Below are 18,389 nucleotides of genomic sequence, written 5' to 3' on the forward strand. Positions count from 1 at the left end.
GGGTTGGTGTCTTTGATCTGGGCATTGGCCCAGCCCTGGCGTTTTGTATTAAGGTGCGAATAGGTGCCGCCGGGGGCCCCCCCCCCACGACCCGGAACACGGGGGCCCGAGGCGCGGTGGCGCGGTGACGCGGTGGCGCCACCGCGCCGGTGACCGGGGTCAGCCGATGCGCAGCGGCAGTGCCCGAGGCCCGCGGATCTGGCCGGCCGACCACCGGACGGCGTCCGGGTCCGCGAGCGAGAACTCGGGGATGCGGTCCAGCCAGACGTCGAGGGCCACGGTCAGCTCCATGCGCGCCAGGTGGGAGCCGACGCAGCGGTGGATGCCCAGCCCGAAGGCGGCGTGCCGGTTCACCTCGCGGTCGATGATCACCTTGTCGGCGTCCTCGAAGCGCTCCGGGTCGCGGTTGGCGGCCGGGAAGGGCAGCAGGACCCAGTCCTCCTTCTTCATCTCGACGCCGCCGAGCTCCACGTCCTCCTTGACCAGCCGGGCCATGGTGACCGGCGCATAGGCGCGCAGGAACTCCTCGACCGCCTTCGGGCGCAGGGAGGGGTCCTCCACCAGACGCTTGCGGTCCTCGGGGTGCTGCGCCAGGTGCCACAGCGAGGAGCCGATCGCGCTCCAGGTGGTGTCGATGCCGGCGATGAGCAGCAGCGTCATGGTGCCCACCACGTGCTGCGGGGACAGCTTCTGCCCGTACAGCTCGGCGTTGATGAGGTAGCTCGTGAGGTCGTCGCGTGGGTTGTCCAGGTGGTCGCGGACCTGCTCGAACAGGTAGTCCGACAGCGCCATCCCCCTCGCCTGGCGCTCCTCGATCGGCCCGTTGACCCCCTCGAGCGCGTTCTCCACGAAGTGCGCGAACTTCTCGCTGTCCTCCTGCGGGAAGCCAAGCATGTCGGCGATGACCCGCATGGGGATGTACATGCCGTAGTCGGTCGCGGCGTCCACGACGTCCCGGCCGGCGAAGCCGTCGATCAGCGAGTGGCAGAACGCCTCGGTCGTCACCGCCTGCTTGGCGACGTTGGTCTTGGTGAACGCCGGCAGCAGGAGCTTGCGGGCGTCGTGGTGGAACGGCGGGTCCGAGGAGATCGGCGGAGCCAGCCCCACCGGGGCCACGTCGAGCGGCGGCCGGACGTTGCTCACGATGATCGCCCGGGACGTGAAGTGCTCGGTGTCGTAGGCGATCGCCGCGACGTCCTCGTACCGCGTGGGCAGCCACGCGCCGCCGAAGCGCTCGGTGCGCGCGACGGGGCAGCGGCCCCGGAGGTCGTCCCAGACCTCGATGGCGTTCTCCGCGTACTCCGGCTCCATGTGCGAGAAGTCGGTGGTCCAGTCGGACACCGGCCCGGCCACGACCTCGTTGAACGTGCCGAGCTGGGCCTGCGCGATGCGCTGCTGCCTGGCCTCCTCGGTGAACCTGTCGTCGACGGTCATCGTTCCTCCTCCTGGACGAGCACGGCGGACTCGGGGCAGTTGGCTGCAGCGAGGCGGATGTCACCCTCGCGACCCTCCGGCACGGTGCCGTCGGCCGTGAGCGCGGTGAGGGTGGCGTAGCCCTCCTCGTCCTCGCCGAACAGATCGGGGGCGAGGTCGTAGCAGCGGCCGTGGCCCTGGCACGTCTCGGCGTTGATGGCGACTCTCATACGGATGTCCCGATCTGTTCGGCGGCAGGGTCTTCGGCGGCGGAGACGGGTTGGAGGCTGGCGACGACGCGGACCAGCAGGTCGGCCCACTCCGCGTCGTCGACGTCGTGGAGGTCCGGGCTGACGAGGGTGGTGCCGGCGGCCAGCGCCAGGCAGAAGTGCGCGACCGCCCGGGGCGGGAGCGCGGGGTCGAGGTCGCCACGCTCCTGGCCCTCGCGGACCAGGGCCGCGAGCCAGTCGGCCCGCTCACCGATGTAGTCGCGCAGCGCTCCGGCCACCTCGCCGTGGTGCCGGGCGGCGATCAGCGCCTCGACGGCCAGGAAACCCTCGGGGTCCGGCCGACGTCGCAGTGCCGTGCCCGTCTGCAGGAGCAGGTCTGCCACCGAACGGGTGGGGAACCGCGCCACCAGGTCGGCGAGCGGTCGCCGTCCGTGCGCACGGAGGGCGGCGACCAGCAGGTCGGCCCGCGAGGTGAAGTAGGCGTACAGCGCGCCGTTGCTGAGGCCCGCCGCGCTCGCGATGTCGGACACCCGGGTGCCGTCGTAGCCGCGCGCGGCGAACACGTCGGCCGCGGCGCGCACGAGGCGTCGACGCGTGGCCTCCGCGGTGGCTCCGACCGTTCGCCCCATGACCGGAAATGAAATGTGATTCAGTTCACTTCGTCAAGAGCTGGCGGCGTGGCGCCGCGCATTCGTCATGGGGCGGCCGCCGACCACGTCGCCGGAAGGCGGGAACGGTCCGGCGAGGACTGGCCGCGCCCCGCGCGCGTCGGCCACACTCGCGGCCATGGCCATGATCACGCCCGTGTCGAGCACGCCGTGACGCGGCTCGGCGAGCTGCCCACACCCGCCCTTGTCGTCGACCGGGGAGCCCTGGAGCGCAACCTGGACACCATGGCCGGCGCCTGGCCGGCGCGCCGGCTCCGGCCGCACGTGAAGGCGCACAAGACCAGCGGCCTGGCCCGTCTGCAGGCGGACCGGGGGCACGTCGGCTTCACCTGCGCCACGATCCGCGAGGTCGAGGTGATGGCGGCGGCGGGGCTCGGCGAGGACCTGCTGCTGGCCAACGAGGTCCTCGACATGCACCGGCTCGGGGCCGTCGTGTCCGCGGGCGCCCGGGTGACGGTCGCCGTCGACTCCGACGCCGTGCTGCACGCCGCCGTCGCCGGAGGCGTCCGGGAGGTGCTGATCGACGTCAACGTGGGGCTCCCCCGCTGCGGCTGCCCGCCGGAGGACGCCGGCCGGCTGGCCGACACCGCACGCACCGCCGGCCTGGAGGTCCGGGGCGTCATGGGCTACGAGGGCCACCTGATGCTCGTGGCCGACCCCGGCGAGCGCCTGCGGAAGACGGCGGAGGCCATGGACCTGCTGCTCCAGGCCGCCGCCGACGTCGGCGGCGACATCCTCTCCGGCGGCGGGACCGGTACCTGGCGGACGAACACCGCCGTGACCGAGCTGCAGGCCGGCTCCTACGCGCTCATGGACACCGCGTACGCCGGGCAGGACGACGTCCCGTTCGAGCAGGCGCTGACCGTCCTCGCGACCGTGGTCTCGGTCAGCAGCGGCCAGGGCTACGCCGTCGCGGACGCCGGGCTCAAGGCCTTCGGCATGGACCACGGCAACCCGACCCTGCCGGGCTCGTCGGTCTGGTACTGCTCGGACGAGCACACCGTCTTCTCGCCGAAGGACGGCGCACCGCTGCCCGCGGTCGGGGACCGCGTGCGGCTGGTCCCCGCCCACATCGACCCGACCTGCGCGCTGCACGAGCGCATGTGGGTGGTCGAGGGCGACGAGGTCGTCGACTGCTGGCCGGTCGACATGCGCGGCTGGTAGCTCCCGCACGACCGGCCCCCGGGGCCGGTGAGGGCCGGCCTCAGCCGATGCGCAGCGGCAGTGCCCGGGGCCCGCGGATCTGCCCGGTGGACCAGCGCACGCCCTCGGGATCGGCCAGCGAGAACTCCGGGACGCGGTCCAGCCAGACGTCGAGCGCCACGCGCAGCTCCATCCGCGCGAGGTGCGAGCCGACGCAGCGGTGGATGCCCAGCCCGAAGGCGGCGTGCCGGTTGACCTCGCGGTCGATGATCACCTTGTCGGCGTCCTCGAACCGCTCCGGGTCCCGGTTGGCGGCCGGGAAGGGCAGCAGCACCCAGTCCTCGGCCTTCATCTCCACGCCGCCGAAGCTGATGTCCTCCTTGACCAGCCGCGCCATGGTGACCGGCGCGTAGGCACGGAGGAACTCCTCGACCGCCGTCCCGCGCAGGGACGGGTCCTCGACCAGGCGACGACGGTCCTCCGGGTTCTTCGCCAGGTGCCACAGCGAGGCGCCGATCGCGCTCCAGGTGGTGTCGATGCCGGCGATGAGCAGCAGCGCCATCGTCCCGGCCACGTGCTGCGGCTCCAGCTTCTGGCCGTACAGCTCGGCGTTGATCAGGTGGGTGGTCAGGTCGTCCCGGGGGTTCGCCGCATGGTCGCGGATCTGCGCCAGGAGGTAGTCGAAGAGCTCGTTGCCGCGCTCCTCGCGCTCCTCCATCGGGTCGTTGATCCCCTCCAGCGCGTTCTCCACGAACACCTTGAACTGCGGGCCGTCCTCGGCGGGGAAGCCCAGCATGTCGGCGATCACGCGGATGGGGATGTGCATGCCGTACTCGGTCGCCGCGTCCACGACGTCCCGGCCGGCGAAGCCGTCGATCAGCGAGTGGCAGAACGCCTCGGTCGTCACCGCCTGCTTCGCGACGTTCGCCTTGGTGAACGCCGGCAGCAGCAGCTTGCGGGCGTCGTGGTGGAACGGCGGGTCCGACGAGATGGGCGGCTCACCGCCGACCGGCGCCAGGTCCAGCGGGGGGCGGTAGTTGTTCACGATGATCGCCCGCGAGCTGAAGTGCTCGGTGTCGTAGGCGATCGCCTGCACGTCCTCGTACCGGGTGGGCAGCCAGGCGCCGCCGAACCGCTCGGTGTGGGCGATCGGGCACCGCTCCCGCAGGTCCGCCCAGATCTCCGGGGCGTTCGCGGCGTACTGCTCGTCGATGTGGGAGAAGTCGGTGGCCCAGTCCGACACCGGCCCGGTCACCGGCTCGCTCCACGTCCCGAGCATCTCCTCGGCGGGCTCCCGCCGGTGGAAGTCCTCGGTGAACCTGTCGTCGACGGTCATCGTCGCTCCTTCTGCAGCGGATCCCGGATCTCGCGATGGGGGCGGCTCGGTGGCCTGGCCGAACCCGTCAATTGAAATGTGATTCAGTTCACCGGTCAAGGCCTTCGGTCCTGGGCGGACCCTCTCGGGGGCCGCACCCTCAGCGGGGGCCGGTGGGTGCCTACGATCCGCGCACGGTCGGCTCCCCCGGCCCGCGCCGACGAGAACGACGAGGAGTGCACGTGGCCAACCACGGCGAGTGGCAGTTCGGGATCTACTTCAACGGGCTGGTCGGCGAGAAGCCGACGCTGCCGATGGACTACGCCTCCCTCGAGCGGGCCGCCGAGGCCACCATGTCCGAGGAGGTCTGGTCCTACGTGGCCGGTGGCGCCGGGAACGAGCACACCCAGCGCGCCAACGTGACCGCCTTCGAGCGCTGGGGGCTCATGCCCCGCATGCTGGCCGGGGCCGCGCAGCGCGACCTCGGCGTCGAGATCTTCGGCCAGCAGCTGCCGACGCCGCTGATGATGGCGCCGGTCGGTGTCATCGGCATCTGCGAGCCCGAGGGCCACGGCGACCTCACCACCGCGCGCGCCGCGGCGGCGACCGGCGTCCCGATGATCGCCTCGACGCTCATGCAGGACCCGCTGGAGGACGTCGCCGCCGCCCTCGGGGACACCCCGGGCTGGTTCCAGCTCTACCCGCCGAACGACCGCGAGCTGACCGAGAGCCTGGTCCGGCGGGCCGAGGCAGCGGGGTACCGGGCGATCGTCATCACCCTGGACACGCTGACCCTGGGCTGGCGGCCCCGCGACCTGAGCATCGCCAGCTTCCCGCAGCTCACCGGCCTGTGCCTGGCCAACTACACCTCCGACCCGGTGTTCCGCTCCCGGCTGGACGCCCCGCCGGAGGAGGACCCGCAGGCCGCCACCGGCCTCTGGGCCAGGATCTTCGGCAACCAGAGCCTGAGCTGGGACGACCTCGGCTGGCTGCGCTCGCTCACCACGCTGCCGATCCTGCTCAAGGGCATCTGCTCGCCGGACGACGCACGGCGTGCCGTCGACGCCGGCATCGACGGCATCTACTGCTCCAACCACGGGGGGCGGCAGGCCAACGGCGGCCTGCCGGCCCTGGACTGCCTCGCCGACGTCGTCGACGCCGCCGGGGAGGCCCCGGTGATCTTCGACAGCGGCGTCCGCGGTGGGCCCGACGTCGTGAAGGCCCTCGCCATGGGCGCCCGGGCCGTCGCGGTCGGCCGGCCGTACGCCTACGGGCTCGCCGTCGGCGGCCAGGCCGGCATCGAGCACGTGCTGCGCTCGCTGCTCGCCGAGACCGACCTGACCATGGCCGTCGACGGCTATCCGACGATCGCGTCGCTGACGCGCGACGCGCTGCGCCCCGTCGGCTGAGACCGGCGGCGTCCCCGGGACACCCCGGGGATGCCGCCGTCGGGCGCGCCGATCGCCGTCAGCCGCCGAGGATCGCCGGCACCATGGCCGGCGCGATCCTTTGGGCGTACTTCGCCGTCAGATGGTTGTAGTGGGCGTAGACCGGGGTCGTGCCCACGACCGACGGGCAGAGGTCCTGCACGCAGAACCACGCCTCGCTGTCCACGAACCGCGCGCCCGCCGCCGCGGCGGCGCGCTGCTCGAGCGGCCGGAAGACGTCGTAGATCGGGTGCGGCGCGTTGTTGCAGCTGCTGGGGCTGCTGCCCGGGCCGAGGCACGTGTCGAAGGAGTGCGAAGCCGGCGGTGGCGCGACCACCACCAGCTCGGACCCGGAGGGCGCGAGGGTCCGGAGGAACTCGGTCGCGGCGGCCTCGTAGAACGGGCGCAGTTCCGACTTGCGGTAGCCGTTGCTCGCGATCACCAGGTCCGGCCGGTTGTCGAGGATCCACTGCGACGCCCACTCGCGGTGCGCCACGCACCCGCGCGACGAGTCGTCTTCGGGTGTCCCCGGGGCGAGGTTGGGGCACGCCTCGTAGGTCAGGACCTGGATGGACCAGCCGGCGGGCTCGAGTTCCTGCCGGAGGCCGGGCAGCCAGCTCATGGCGATGGAGTCGCCCAGCAGGACGGCCCGCCGGGGAGCGTCCCGGTCCCCGAACCGGCAGTCGTCGACGTTCTCCGCCGTGACGTTGAGGCAGCCGCCCTCGATCCACTCGGGGGCGACGGCGTCGGTGAGGTCGTCGAGCGCGGGATCGAGCTCCCCCCATGCGGGCGTGGTGAGGGACACCCGGATCTCCTCGGCCAGCACCTCCGCGGGGGTGGGCGGCGCAGCGACGTCGGCGGTCGACGGCCGAGGCGCCGCGGCGGCGGCCGCCTGCGCGGCGTCCTGTGCCGCCCGCTCCGCCTGCCCGGTGGGCGCCAGCACGGTGAAGGCCGGCACGGAGACCGCCACCGCGGCGACTGCCGTCACGGTGACCACCTTCGCCCGGCGGAAGACCTGACTCGCCTCGGCCGACCGTCGCCGGGTCGGCGCGCCGAGCAGCCATCGCGAGTGCAGCACCGGCTGCTCGACGGCGTAGAAGCTCACCGTGGCCAGGAGCAGGGACAACGCCGTTGCCGTGGCGTAGAAGACGACGGTGTCGCCGGCCATCACGGTGGCCAGCAGCACGATGACCGGCCAGTGCCAGAGGTACAGCGAGTACGAGATCCGACCGACGTAGCGAGCGGGGACGCTGCCGAGAGCCCAGGCGGCCCGCGGCCCGCCGGGTGCGGCGCCGAAGGCCACCAGCAGGACCGCGGAGAGGATCGGGAGCAGCGCCGCCGACCCCGGGAAGGGGGTCTGCGGCGAGATGACGAAGGCCGAGAGCAGTACGCCGGCCAGACCCGCCCAGGCGAGGACGGCGCGGAGCGGGCCGGGGATCCGGGCCAGCTGCGCCGCTGCCACGGCGACGAGCGCACCCGCCCCGAGCTCCCACGCACGCGCGAAGGTGGAGAAGTAGGCGGTGTCCGGGGAGACGGCCGTCGCGTGGACCGACCACGCCAGCGAGGCGGCGGACACCGCCAGGAGCACCGCGCCCGTCAGCGGTCCCCGGAGACGGCCACGCGCCAGGGGCACGGCGAAGATCGCCAGGATCAGGACCGGCCAGACCAGGTAGAACTGCTCCTCCACCGCCAGCGACCAGAAGTGCTGCACGGGCGAGGGCGGCAGGCCCTCCTGGAAGTAGTCCGTCGACTGCCGCGCGAAGGTGATGTTCGCGCCGAAGAACGCTGCCCAGAGGACGTCGCTCACGGTCTGCGTGAAGCGCCCGCCCAGGAACAGGAACCACGAGGCCAGCACCGTGACGGTCAGCGTGGCCGCCGCTGCCGGGAGGATCCGGCGGGCGCGGCGGACGTAGAAGCCGCGGAAGGAGATCCGCCCGGTCCGGGCGCGTTCGCGCAGGAGCAGCCCGGTGATGAGGAAGCCGGAGATCACGAAGAAGACGTCGACGCCGATGAAGCCGCCCGCGGGCCAGCCGGCGACGTGGGCCAGCAGCACGAGCCCGACCGCCACCGCGCGGAGACCCTCGATGTCCGCGCGGAAGTGGCCCTGGTCCACGGTCGCGGCAGGACCGCCGCGCGGCGCTCTGTGGCGGCCCCTCCTGCCCGTGGCTGGAGCGTGCGTCATCGTGCTGGCCCCCTCGGGCAACTCTCGCCTCACGAAGTGGCTAGCGTCACTCCAGAAAAGCACAGAAACCGCAGGCCACGCCACCGCCACCCCCCTCCGGGGGACGCCGCCCGCCGCGCGGCCACGTCGGGGCCGGGGGATCCGCGAACGCCCCCGCGCCGCCGTACCGCTCGACAGCTGGGATCAGCGGCCGACCTGGGCCGGGGACTCCCCGCCCTCCAGGTCACCCTCGGTGTCCAGGTAGGCCTGCTGCAGCTCGGCCAGCAGCGCCGGATCCGGCTCGGCCCACATCTTCCGGTCGACCGCCTCGAGCAGCCGCTCGGCGATGCCGTGCAGCGCCCACGGGTTCGACTGCTCCATGAACTCGCGGTTCTCCGGGTCGAGCACGTAGGTCTGCGCCAGACCCTCGTACATCCAGTCCGCGACGACGCCGGTGGTGGCGTCGTAGCCGAACAGGTAGTCGACGGTCGCGGCCATCTCGAAGGCGCCCTTGTAGCCGTGCCGCCGCATCGCAGCCAGCCACTTCGGGTTGACCACCCGGGCGCGGAACACCCGGGAGGTCTCCTCGACCAGCGACCGGGTGCGCACGTGCTCAGGCCGGGTGGAGTCGCCGATGTAGGCCTTGGGCGAGGAGCCGGTCAGCGCGCGCACCGTGGCGACCATCCCGCCGTGGTACTGGAAGTAGTCGTCGGAGTCGGCGATGTCGTGCTCGCGGGTGTCGATGTTCTTGGCCGCGACCGCGATCCGCCGGTACGAGGTCTCCATGTCCGACCGGGCCGCGACGCCGTCGAGGTCCCGGCCGTAGGCGTAACCGCCCCACACCGCGTAGACCTCGGCGAGGTCCGCGTCGGTGCGCCAGTTGCGGCTGTCGATCAGCGACAGCAGCCCGGCCCCGTAGGCGCCGGGCTTGGACCCGAACACCCGGGTGGTCGCCCGGCGGCGGTCCCCGTGCTCGGCGACGTCGGCGTCCACGTGGGCGCGCACGAAGTTCTGCTCCGGCGTCTCGTCCAGCCCCGCAGCGAGCGTGACGGCGTCGTCGAGCATGGTCACCACGTGCGGGAAGGCGTCCCGGAAGAACCCGGAGATCCGCACGGTGACGTCGATCCGCGGGCGCCCCAGCTCCGCCAGCGGGATCGGCTCCAGCGCGGTGACCCGGCGGGACGCCTCGTCCCACACCGGCCGGATGCCGAGCAACGCCAGCACCTGGGCGACGTCGTCACCGGAGGTCCGCATCGCCGAGGTACCCCACACCGACAGCCCGACCGAGCGCGGGTGCGCCCCGGTCTCGGCGACGTACCGCTCGACGAGCGACTCGGCCAGGCCCTGCCCGGTCTCCCAGGCCAGCCGGGACGGCACCGCGCGGGGGTCCACGGAGTAAAAGTTCCGGCCGGTCGGCAGCACGTTGACCAGCCCGCGCAGCGGCGAGCCCGACGGGCCGGCCGGCACGTACCCGCCGTCCAGCGCGTGCAGGGCCATGTCGATCTCGTCGGTGGTGCGCGCCAGTCGGGGCACGACCTCCGCGACGGCGAAGTGCAGCACCCGCTCGACCTCGGCGTGCGACTCCCCCAGTACGTCGGCGACGGTGGGGGCGACGGCCTCGGGCGTCCAGCCGGCGGCCTCCATGCCGGAGACCAGCGCCAGTGCGCGCGCCTCGACCTCGTCGGTCTCGTGCAGCCCGGCCGACCCGTCCTCGACCAGGCCCAGCGCCTCGCGCAGACCGGGCATCGCGACCGCGCCGCCCCAGATCTGCCGGGCGCGCAGCATCGCCAGCACCAGGCCGACGCGGTCGTCGCCCTCCGGCGGGGAGCCGAAGACGTGCAGCCCGTCGCGGATCTGGCTGTCCTTGATGGCGCACAGCCAGCCGTCGACGTGCAGGATCATCTCGTCGAACTCGGCGTCGTGCGGCCGGTCGTCCAGGCCCAGGTCGTGGTCGAGCTTGGCGGCCTGGATCAGCGTCCAGATCTGCTGCCGGACGGCGGGCAGCTTGGGCGGGTCCATCGCGGCGATGTTGGCGTGCTCGTCGAGCAGCTGCTCGAGCCGGGCGATGTCGCCGTAGGTGTCCGCGCGGGCCATCGGCGGCACCATGTGGTCGATCAGCACCGCGTGGGCGCGGCGCTTGGCCTGGCTGCCCTCGCCCGGGTCGTTGACCAGGAACGGGTAGACCATCGGCAGGTCACCGAGCGCGGCGTCGGGGGCGCACGCCGCCGACAGCCCGACGGTCTTGCCGGGCATCCACTCCAGGTTGCCGTGCTTGCCGACGTGCACGACCGCGTGCGCGCCGAACGACGAGCGCAGCCAGTGGTAGGCGGCCAGGTAGTGGTGGCTGGGCGGCAGGTCGGGGTCGTGGTAGATCGCGATCGGGTTCTCGCCGAAGCCGCGCGGCGGCTGCACCATCACCACGACGTTGCCGGCGCGCAGGGCGGCGAACACGATGCAGTCGTCGGCCGGGTCGACGAACAGCTCACCGGGCGGCGGGCCCCAGTGCTCGACCATCCGGTCGGTGAGCTCGGCGGGCAGCGTGTCGAAGAACCGGCGGTACTCCGCGGCCGGGATGCGGACGGGGTTGCCGGACAGCTGCTCGGCGGTGAGCCAGTCGGGGTCCTGGCCGCCGGCCTCGATCAGGGCGTGCACCAGCCGGTCGCCATCCAGGTCCGCGACGCCGGGCAGCGAGCCCTCGCCGTCGAACGGGCCGATGTCGTACCCCTGCCCGGCCATCGCGGCCAGCAGCCGGACCACCGAGGCGGGGGTGTCCAGGCCCACCGCGTTGCCGATCCGTGCGTGCTTGGTCGGGTAGGCCGACAGCATCACCACGATCTTCCGGTCGGCGGGGGGCGTGTGCCGGAGCCGGGCGTGCGCGACGGCGGTGCCGGCCACCCGCGCGGCCCGCTCGGGGTCCGGCACGTAGGAGGTCAGCCCCTCGTCGTCGACCTCCTTGAAGGAGAACGGGACGCTGATGATCCGGCCGTCGAACTCCGGGATGGCCACCTGGTTGCCGACGTCCAGCGGGGACAGCCCGTCGTCGTTGGCCGCCCACGTCTCCCGCGGGGTGCCCAGCACCAGGCCCTGGATCACCGGGACGTCCAGCCGGGCCAGCTCGCCGACGTCCCAGGCGCCGTCGTCCCCACCGGCCTGGGCGGTGGCCGGCTTGGAACCGCCGGCCGCCAGCACCGTGACGACCATGGCGTCGACCGTGCGCAGCACGTCGAGCATCGCCGGGTCGACCGACCGCAGCGACGCCGTGTAGATCGGCACCGGTACGCCGCCGGCGGTCTCGATCGCCTCGCACAGCGTGTGCACGAACGCGGTGTTCCCGGCCAGGTGGTGTGCCCGGTAGTAGAGGACGGCGACGCGCGGGCCGGTCGCGTCGCTCGGGCGGTCCAGCAGGCCCCAGTCCGGTGCGACGGCGGGTGCCTCGAAGCCCTCGCCGTCCAGCAGCACGGTGTCGGCGAGGAAGCGGTGCAGCTGCACCACGTTGTCCGGTCCGCCCTGGGCCAGGTAGGCGTGCGCCTCGGTGGCCACGCCCATCGGCACGGTGGACAGCTCCATGAGCTCGGCGTCGGGCAGCTGCTCCCCGCCGAGCACGACGACCGGCACGCCGAGGTCCAGCAGCGGCCGGAGCATGTCCTCGTACTTCCGCCGGACGCCGAGGATCCGGACGACGACGAGGTCGGTACCGGTCGCCAGCTCGACGATGCCGGCCGAGCCGAGCCGGACCGGGTTGCCCAGCCGCCACGAGGAGTCGCTGGATCGCGCCGACAGCAGGTCGGTGTCGGACGTGGACAGCAGCGTGAACGTGCGCCGTGAGGTCATGGGAGAGCCTTCCCTCGGGGTCCGCGCCCCGGGTCGTCGGGCACGGCAGCCGGAGTATCTGGCTCCCCTGGTCGCCCAGGGTCACAGTGGCGGGACCGCACCGGAGTCGCACCGGTTTCCTCACGCACTGCCGTGATGGAGGGACCGTACCCGGTGCCCGGTCCCGCTCCGCACCGCGGCGGCCGACGTAACCTCGCTCCCGCCATGACCGCTCCCCGCCCCCTCCGCGACCGGGCGGACGCCTGTCCCGGCGCGCTCCAGACGCACGCCGCCGCCGACGGCGCCCTGGCGCGGGTCCGTGTCCCGGGCGGCGCGCTGACCCCGGTGCAGCTCCTCGTCCTGAGCGCGGCCGCCCGCGAGCTCGGGGACGGGGCCCTGGAGCTGACCAGCCGCGGCAACGTTCAGCTCCGCGGCCTGCGATCCGGGGCCGAGACCGAGCTCGGTGACCGGCTGGCGGCGGCCGGGCTGCTGCCCAGCGCCACCCACGAGACGGCGCGGAACATCCTGGCCAGCGTGCTGAGCGGCCGGGCCGGTGGGCTGCTCGACGTGCGGGCCTGGGTGCCGGCCTTCGACGCGGCGCTCTGCGCCGATCCGGCGCTGGCGGAGCTGCCGGGCCGGTTCCTCGCCGCCTTCGACGACGGCCGTGGCGACGTCGCCGGGCTGGGCGCCGACATCGGGCTGCTCGCGCTGGGATCCGGCGACGTCGCCCTGCTCCTGGCCGGCACCGACACCGGGCTGCGCTGCTCGCCCGCCGACGCCGTTCCCGTGGCCCTGGCCGCGACCCGCGCCTTCGTCGACGAGCGCGCCGCCCAGGGCGGCACCGCGTGGCGGGTGAAGGAGCTCGCCGACGGCGCCGGACGGATCGCGGCCTCCCTCGGGGGGCCACGGGTGCGGCCGGTGACAGTGCCGCCGGCGTCCACGTCCGGGCCGGGCGGGGCCGTGGCTCAGGACGACGGCCGCACCGCGCTGGTCGCCGTCGTCCCCCTGGGCCGGCTGACGGCTGCCCAGGCGGAGCTGCTCGCGCAGGTCTCGGACGCCGACCTCCAGCTCACGCCGTGGCGTAGCGTCGTCGTCCCGGACCTGGCCGACGCGGGAGCGGCTGCCGTCCTCGCCGCGGCGGGGCTCGAGCTCGATCCCCGCAGCCCGTGGCTGCGGGTGACCGCCTGCGCCGGGCGGCCGGGATGCGCGAAGTCGCTGGCCGACGTCCGCGGTGACGTCGTCCGGGCGGTCGCCGCGGGCACCCTTCCGGCCGACGGCGCCCGGCAGCACTGGGTCGGGTGCGAGCGGCGCTGCGGCCGACCCTCCGGCGAGGTCCTGGACGTCGTGGCGACCGGCGAGGGCTACCGCGTCGGCTGAGCGGTCACCTGCGCCAGAACAGGTGGTGGGTCACGCCGCTCGGGCTCGGGACGACGTCGCAGTGGAAGCGGTCGCGCAGCTCGTCGGGTGACGTCCACAGCCGGGTCCCGGCACCGAGCTCGACCGGCGCCACCGCGACGTGCAGCGTGTCGACGAGGTCGGCGTCCAGGAACTCCCGGATCACGGTCGCGCCTCCCCCGAGCCGGACGTCCTTGCCGTCGGCCGCCTGCCGCGCCTGCTCCAGCACCTCGGCCGGTTCGCCGTCGACGAAGTGGAACGTGGTGTCCGACAGCGTGAACGAGGGCCGGAGGTGGTGGGTCAGCACGAACACCGGGGTGTGGAACGGGGGCTCGTCGCCCCACCAGCCCTGCCACGCGTGGTCCTCCCACGGACCGCGCTGGGGGCCGAACTTGTTGCGGCCCATGATCTCCGCGCCGACGTTGTTGCCGAAGTCGCGGGTGAAGTAGTCGTCGAGCCCGCGGCTGCCGCCGGGCCCGGTGCGGTTGGGGAAACCCGCCGTCGCGAGGGCCCAGGCCATCAGCTCACCGGGGTTCGCGTGCCCGAACGGCCGCTCCAGGCTCTGGCCCTCGCCGGCACCGAAGCCGTCGCTGGAGACGGTGAAGTTCTGGACCCTGAGCAGCTGTGCCACGGATTCCTCCTGAGTGGGCGACGACTGTTCGACCCCCGCCGTCGGCGGAACTAATCGGCTTCGCTCCCCCGTGCCGCCGCCCGGCACGCCGCCGCTTCGTCAAGGCTGCCCCGACATCTGTGCACGCGGTCCTGACCTGGGGATTCACGATGCGGTAGCAACCTTCGAGCGGTATGATTCGAACAGATGATCGAATCACTGGGAGGTGTCGTGGACGAGCTCACCGAGGCTCTGGACGGGCTCGCCGGTGAGCGGATCGACGGCCTGTTCGGGCCGGCGCTACTGGAGCGGCTCGGGCCGCTGCTGACCGCGGCGAACCGGCTGGCCGCGGAGATCGCGCGAACGGTGCGGCAGTGCGAGGTGGCCGGGGCGGCGGAGCACGACGGCAAGGCGTCGATGGCCTCCTGGCTGCGCGGGCACCACCGGCTCACGCAGGGCGAGGCAAGCCGGCTGGTGCGCAACGGTCGGGCTTTGGAGCAATTGCCCGCGCTAGCCTCCGCTGCCGCGGCGGGTGCGGTGACGGCAGAGGCGGTCAACGCGATCGCGCCGGTCGCCTCGGCCGAGAACCTGGCTGCCGCCGAGGCGCAGGACGTCGACGTCGCCGCAATCGACGCCGCACTGGCCGAGGTGGCGATGACCCGGCCGCACACCGAGCTGCGGCAGGTCGTGGGGCACTACCTGGCCCGGCTGGACCCCGACGGCACCGAACCCGACCCCACCGAGCAGCGCAGCTTCGTCACCGCCCGGGACAGCAAGGGCATGGTCACCGGCCGGTTCGTCCTCGACGCGATCGGCGGGGAGAAGGTGCTGGCCGCGGTCGAGTCGATCCTGCAGGCCTCCCGCCCGGCCGGCGACACCCGCACCCGCTCCCAGCAGCAGGCCGACGCCCTCGTGCAGCTCACCGACAACGCCCTGGCCTCCGGGGCCCTGCCGACCCTGCGCACCGTCAAGCCGCACGTCGCCGTCGTCATCGACCTCGACGACCTCGTCGACCCCCACCCCGGCGCCGGTGCGGGCCGGACCGGGTTCGGCGCCCTGATCTCGGCGGCCCGCGCCCGCTGGCTCGCGTGCGACAGCGTCGTCAGCCGCGTGGTGATGGGCCCCGACGGGCAGCTGCTGGACCTGGGCCGCACCCACCGTGTCGTGCCTCCACACCTCCGCCGCGCGGTGGAGATCCGCGACCGCACCTGCGTGTTCACCGGGTGTGACGCCCCCAGCCACTGGTGCGACGTCCACCACGTGCTCGAGTGGCTCGCCCACGACGGGGAGACCTCGCTGGAGAACTCAGCGCTGCTGTGCGAACGGCACCACACCAAGGTCCACCACGGGTTCCGGGTGGAACGACAACCCGACGGCCGATGGCGCACGTGGCGCCCCGACGGCACCGAGATCGTCGTCCTCCCCGAACCGTTCCTCGCCTCCGCCTGACATGCGCAACGTGTGTCCGTCGTGCGGCAGTGTCAGCACGCCGCGACGCCCGGACGCGCCGGCTGCCCGACCGCCGGCCGGGGCGACCGCGGCGGGCGCGGCGCGGTCGGGGACGTAGCCTCGCCCCCGCACGGCGCTCGCCCGCGCCGGCACCGAGTGCGATGGAGACCCCGCAGCGCATGTACGAGTACGAGAAGGACGGCGCCGAGATCTACCGGCAGTCGTTCGCGACCATCCGCGCCGAGGCCGATCTCGCCGGCATGCCCGAGGACGTCGCCCGGGTGGCGGTACGCATGATTCACGCCTGCGGGCAGGTGGACCTGGTCGAGGACGTGGCGTACTCCCCCGCCGTGGTCGAACGCGCCCAGGCGGCCCTCGACGCCGGGGCACCGGTGCTCTGCGACGTCCAGATGGTCGCCTCCGGCGTCACCCGGCGCCGGCTGCCGAAGGACAACGACGTCGTCTGCACGCTCAACGACCCACGCACGCCCGCGCTCGCCGCGGACCTGGGCACCACCCGCACCGCCGCCGCGCTCGAACTGTGGCGCGACCGGCTCGACGGTGCCGTGGTCGCCATCGGCAACGCGCCCACCGCGCTGTTCCACCTGCTCGAGATGGTCGCCGCCGGAGGACCACGGCCGGCCGCCGTCCTCGGCATCCCGGTCGGCTTCATCGGCGCGGCCGAGTCCAAGGACGCGCTCGCCGCCTCCGACCTGGACTTCCTCGTCGTCCGTGGCCGGCGCGGTGGCAGCGCGATCACCGCCGCCGCGGTCAACGCGATCGCGAGCGACGTCGAATGAGCCTCGAGCAGGGCCAGCATGGCCACGAGCAGACGCGCACGAGCGGCCGCCTGTACGGGGTCGGGCTCGGGCCCGGCGACCCGGAGCTGCTCACCGTCAAGGCCGCCCGGCTGATCGGCGCGGCCGACGTCGTCGCCTTCCACGCCGCACGGCACGGCCGGTCGGTGGCCCGCGGGATCGCCGCCCCCTACCTGCGGGACGGCCAGATCGAGGAGCTGCTCGTCTACCCGGTCACCACCGAGACCACCGACCACCCCGGCGGCTACCAGGGCGCGATCGACGAGTTCTACGAAGCCGCGGCCGCCCGGCTGGCCGCGCACCTGGAGGCCGGTCGCGACGTCGTCGTGCTCGCCGAGGGCGACCCGTTCTTCTACGGCTCGTACATGCACATGCACAAGCGGCTCGCGCACCGGTTCCCGACCGAGGTCGTCCCCGGCGTCACCAGCGTGAGCGGCGCGGCCGCGGCCGTCGGACGGCCCCTGGTCGAGCGGGACGAGGTGCTCACCGTCCTGCCCGGCACGCTGCCCGCCGAGGAGCTGGCCGAGTGGCTGTCGACCACCGACTCGGCCGCGGTGATGAAGCTCGGCCGCACCTTCCCGCAGGTCCGCGAGGCCTTCGACCGCGCCGGCGTCCTCGACCGCGCCCTCTACGTCGAGCGCGCCACGACCGACGGACAGCGCACGATGCCGCTGGCCGACGTCGACCCGGCCAGCGTCCCGTACTTCTCGCTCGCCCTGCTGCCCAGTCCGCTCACCGGTGAGCTGCCCGTGGAGGAGCGGACCGCGCACGAGGACGCCACCGCCGGCGAGGTCGTGGTGGTCGGGCTGGGCCCCGGCGCCCGATACTGGACGACGCCCGAGGCCGCCGACGCGCTCGCCGGCGCGGACGTGCTGATCGGCTACGGCCCGTACCTGGACCGGGTGCCGGCCAACCCCCGCCAGGAGAGGTACCCGAGCGACAACCGGGTGGAGGCCGAGCGCGCCGCGCACGCCCTCGAGCTGGCCCGCTCGGGACGACGGGTCGCGGTCGTCTCCAGCGGCGACCCGGGCGTCTTCGCCATGGCCGCCGCCGTGCTCGAGGTGGCCGGCCGCCCCGAGTTCGCCGACGTGCCGGTGCGCGTCGTCCCCGGGCTCACCGCGGCCCAGGCGGTCGCCTCGAAGGTCGGCGCCCCGCTCGGCCACGACTTCTGCGTGATGTCGCTGTCCGACGTCCTCAAGCCGTGGGACGTCGTCGTCGACCGGCTCCGGCACGCGGCCGCCGCCGACCTGGTGATCGCCCTCTACAACCCCCGCTCGAAGCACCGCCCGCACCAGCTCGGCGAAGCGCAGAAGGTACTGCTGGAGAACCGCTCGCCCGACACCGTGGTGGTCGTCGGCCGGGACGTCGGCGGGCCCGAGGAGCAGCTGACCGTGACCACGCTGGGCGAGCTGGACCCGGAGACCGTCGACATGCGGTGCCTGCTGATCATCGGCTCCTCGCAGACCCGGGTGGGGCCGTCCGGCCAGGTCTGGACGTCGCGGACCTACCCCGGCTGAGGACGGTCAGGGCAGGACGGTGAAGGACGCGCCGACCAGGCCGCCGACCGAGATCCTGGCGGGGCCCGGCTCGGCGTGCTCCGGCACGACGACGACCACGGTTCCGTCGTAGGTCGTCCCGCTCGCGGTGACGTCGTCGACCGCCTCGGGGAAGCCGTCCCCCTGGAAGAAGTGGACACCGACGTCGCCCAGCGGGCGCTCCGGCTCCGGACCGGTCGGGTCGCCGTCCCGGCACTCGAAGGGGCCGGTGACGGACAGCGTCAGCTCGTCGCCGGCCCGCACCTCGGCGGGCGCCCCCGGGGCGACTGGCTCCGCGCATCCGGCAGTGCTCCTGCCCTCGTCCGCACCACCGCAGCCGGCCACGACGGCGACGACGGCGACACCGAGCAGCGCCGTCCGGAGTCGCATGCGGCCGACCGTCCTCGTGGTGCGG

14 protein-coding genes and 1 riboswitch are annotated in these 18,389 nt (G+C 73.6%); of the genes, 6 read left to right on the forward strand and 8 right to left on the reverse strand.

The window, feature by feature from the left end; translation table 11 throughout:
• Nucleotides 1-159 precede the first annotated feature (159 nt).
• The 3 genes from ACI793_RS16395 to ACI793_RS16405 are packed head-to-tail and all read right to left on the reverse strand — an operon-like array spanning nucleotide 160 to nucleotide 2,272.
• Nucleotides 160-1,434 carry a cytochrome P450 gene (locus tag ACI793_RS16395; protein WP_456607438.1) on the reverse strand — a complete coding sequence of 425 codons (1,275 nt, stop codon included), beginning with the start codon at nucleotides 1,432-1,434 and terminating at the stop codon, nucleotides 160-162.
• The gene (locus tag ACI793_RS16400; RefSeq protein ID WP_456607439.1) at nucleotides 1,431-1,643 is read right to left on the reverse strand and encodes a ferredoxin; all 213 of its coding nucleotides are present in this window, start codon (nucleotides 1,641-1,643) and stop codon (nucleotides 1,431-1,433) included. Before ACI793_RS16400 ends, ACI793_RS16395 begins: the two co-directional genes overlap by 4 nt.
• Nucleotides 1,640-2,272: a TetR family transcriptional regulator gene (locus tag ACI793_RS16405; protein ID WP_456607440.1), complete on the reverse strand. Its 633-nt coding sequence runs from the start codon at nucleotides 2,270-2,272 to the stop codon at nucleotides 1,640-1,642. Before ACI793_RS16405 ends, ACI793_RS16400 begins: the two co-directional genes overlap by 4 nt.
• A 189-nt stretch (nucleotides 2,273-2,461) precedes the next feature.
• On the opposite strand from ACI793_RS16405, the gene ACI793_RS16410 reads away from it, so the two are divergent.
• Nucleotides 2,462-3,475 (forward strand): alanine racemase, encoded by a 1,014-nt coding sequence (locus ACI793_RS16410; protein WP_456607441.1) that lies wholly within the window; start codon nucleotides 2,462-2,464, stop codon nucleotides 3,473-3,475.
• A 40-nt stretch (nucleotides 3,476-3,515) separates the two neighbouring features.
• Here the strand turns inward: ACI793_RS16410 and ACI793_RS16415 are convergent, their stop codons facing one another.
• On the reverse strand, nucleotides 3,516-4,790 hold the full coding sequence (locus ACI793_RS16415) for a cytochrome P450 (RefSeq protein ID WP_456607442.1): 1,275 nt from the start codon (nucleotides 4,788-4,790) through the stop codon (nucleotides 3,516-3,518).
• Nucleotides 4,791-5,011: 221 nt separating this feature from the next.
• Between ACI793_RS16415 and ACI793_RS16420 the strand changes: the two genes are divergently transcribed.
• Nucleotides 5,012-6,178, forward strand: a complete 1,167-nt coding sequence (locus ACI793_RS16420; RefSeq protein ID WP_456607443.1) for an alpha-hydroxy-acid oxidizing protein — start codon at nucleotides 5,012-5,014, stop codon at nucleotides 6,176-6,178.
• A gap of 58 nt (nucleotides 6,179-6,236) precedes the next feature.
• Here the strand turns inward: ACI793_RS16420 and ACI793_RS16425 are convergent, their stop codons facing one another.
• Both ACI793_RS16425 and cobN read right to left on the reverse strand, forming a co-directional pair.
• Complete coding sequence (locus tag ACI793_RS16425; protein ID WP_456607444.1) at nucleotides 6,237-8,309, reverse strand: acyltransferase family protein; 2,073 nt, start codon at nucleotides 8,307-8,309, stop codon at nucleotides 6,237-6,239.
• A 252-nt stretch (nucleotides 8,310-8,561) separates the two neighbouring features.
• On the reverse strand, nucleotides 8,562-12,188 hold the full coding sequence (gene cobN, locus ACI793_RS16430; protein WP_456607445.1) for a cobaltochelatase subunit CobN: 3,627 nt from the start codon (nucleotides 12,186-12,188) through the stop codon (nucleotides 8,562-8,564).
• Between the two features lie 52 nt (nucleotides 12,189-12,240).
• Nucleotides 12,241-12,310, reverse strand: a riboswitch (cobalamin riboswitch).
• Nucleotides 12,311-12,392: 82 nt separating this feature from the next.
• Here cobN and cobG point away from each other — a divergent pair.
• Nucleotides 12,393-13,544, forward strand: a complete 1,152-nt coding sequence (gene cobG, locus ACI793_RS16435) for a precorrin-3B synthase (protein ID WP_456607446.1) — start codon at nucleotides 12,393-12,395, stop codon at nucleotides 13,542-13,544.
• Between the two features lie 4 nt (nucleotides 13,545-13,548).
• On the opposite strand, the gene ACI793_RS16440 is transcribed toward cobG, so the two are convergent.
• The gene (locus ACI793_RS16440) at nucleotides 13,549-14,193 is read right to left on the reverse strand and encodes a dihydrofolate reductase family protein (RefSeq protein WP_456607447.1); all 645 of its coding nucleotides are present in this window, start codon (nucleotides 14,191-14,193) and stop codon (nucleotides 13,549-13,551) included.
• Between the two features lie 186 nt (nucleotides 14,194-14,379).
• Between ACI793_RS16440 and ACI793_RS16445 the strand changes: the two genes are divergently transcribed.
• The 3 genes from ACI793_RS16445 to ACI793_RS16455 all read left to right on the forward strand — a co-directional run bounded on the left by ACI793_RS16445 (nucleotide 14,380) and on the right by ACI793_RS16455 (nucleotide 17,956).
• On the forward strand, nucleotides 14,380-15,621 hold the full coding sequence (locus tag ACI793_RS16445; RefSeq protein WP_456607448.1) for a DUF222 domain-containing protein: 1,242 nt from the start codon (nucleotides 14,380-14,382) through the stop codon (nucleotides 15,619-15,621).
• A gap of 161 nt (nucleotides 15,622-15,782) precedes the next feature.
• Nucleotides 15,783-16,421, forward strand: coding sequence for a precorrin-8X methylmutase (locus ACI793_RS16450; protein WP_456607449.1), 639 nt, complete (start codon nucleotides 15,783-15,785; stop codon nucleotides 16,419-16,421).
• Entirely contained in the window at nucleotides 16,418-17,956 is a 1,539-nt protein-coding gene (locus ACI793_RS16455) for a precorrin-2 C(20)-methyltransferase (RefSeq protein ID WP_456607450.1), read from the forward strand. The genes ACI793_RS16450 and ACI793_RS16455 overlap by 4 nt, the downstream gene beginning before the upstream one ends.
• A gap of 6 nt (nucleotides 17,957-17,962) precedes the next feature.
• Here the strand turns inward: ACI793_RS16455 and ACI793_RS16460 are convergent, their stop codons facing one another.
• Nucleotides 17,963-18,364, reverse strand: coding sequence for a hypothetical protein (locus ACI793_RS16460; RefSeq protein ID WP_456607451.1), 402 nt, complete (start codon nucleotides 18,362-18,364; stop codon nucleotides 17,963-17,965).
• Nucleotides 18,365-18,389 lie beyond the last annotated feature (25 nt).

This window comes from Blastococcus sp. SYSU DS0617 (assembly GCF_054051075.1).

Bases quoted from the DNA above. Each gene is read 5' to 3' on its own strand.
- ACI793_RS16400 (WP_456607439.1), bottom strand. From the start codon at position 1,643: ATGAGAGTCGCCATCAACGCCGAGACGTGCCAGGGCCACGGCCGCTGC.
- ACI793_RS16415 (WP_456607442.1), bottom strand. From the start codon at position 4,790: ATGACCGTCGACGACAGGTTCACCGAGGACTTCCACCGGCGGGAGCCC.
- ACI793_RS16395 (WP_456607438.1), bottom strand. From the start codon at position 1,434: ATGACCGTCGACGACAGGTTCACCGAGGAGGCCAGGCAGCAGCGCATC.
- ACI793_RS16460 (WP_456607451.1), bottom strand. From the start codon at position 18,364: ATGCGACTCCGGACGGCGCTGCTCGGTGTCGCCGTCGTCGCCGTCGTG.
- ACI793_RS16445 (WP_456607448.1), top strand. From the start codon at position 14,380: ATGATCGAATCACTGGGAGGTGTCGTGGACGAGCTCACCGAGGCTCTG.
- ACI793_RS16450 (WP_456607449.1), top strand. From the start codon at position 15,783: ATGGAGACCCCGCAGCGCATGTACGAGTACGAGAAGGACGGCGCCGAG.
- cobN (WP_456607445.1), bottom strand. From the start codon at position 12,188: ATGACCTCACGGCGCACGTTCACGCTGCTGTCCACGTCCGACACCGAC.
- cobG (WP_456607446.1), top strand. From the start codon at position 12,393: ATGACCGCTCCCCGCCCCCTCCGCGACCGGGCGGACGCCTGTCCCGGC.
- ACI793_RS16455 (WP_456607450.1), top strand. From the start codon at position 16,418: ATGAGCCTCGAGCAGGGCCAGCATGGCCACGAGCAGACGCGCACGAGC.
- ACI793_RS16405 (WP_456607440.1), bottom strand. From the start codon at position 2,272: ATGGGGCGAACGGTCGGAGCCACCGCGGAGGCCACGCGTCGACGCCTC.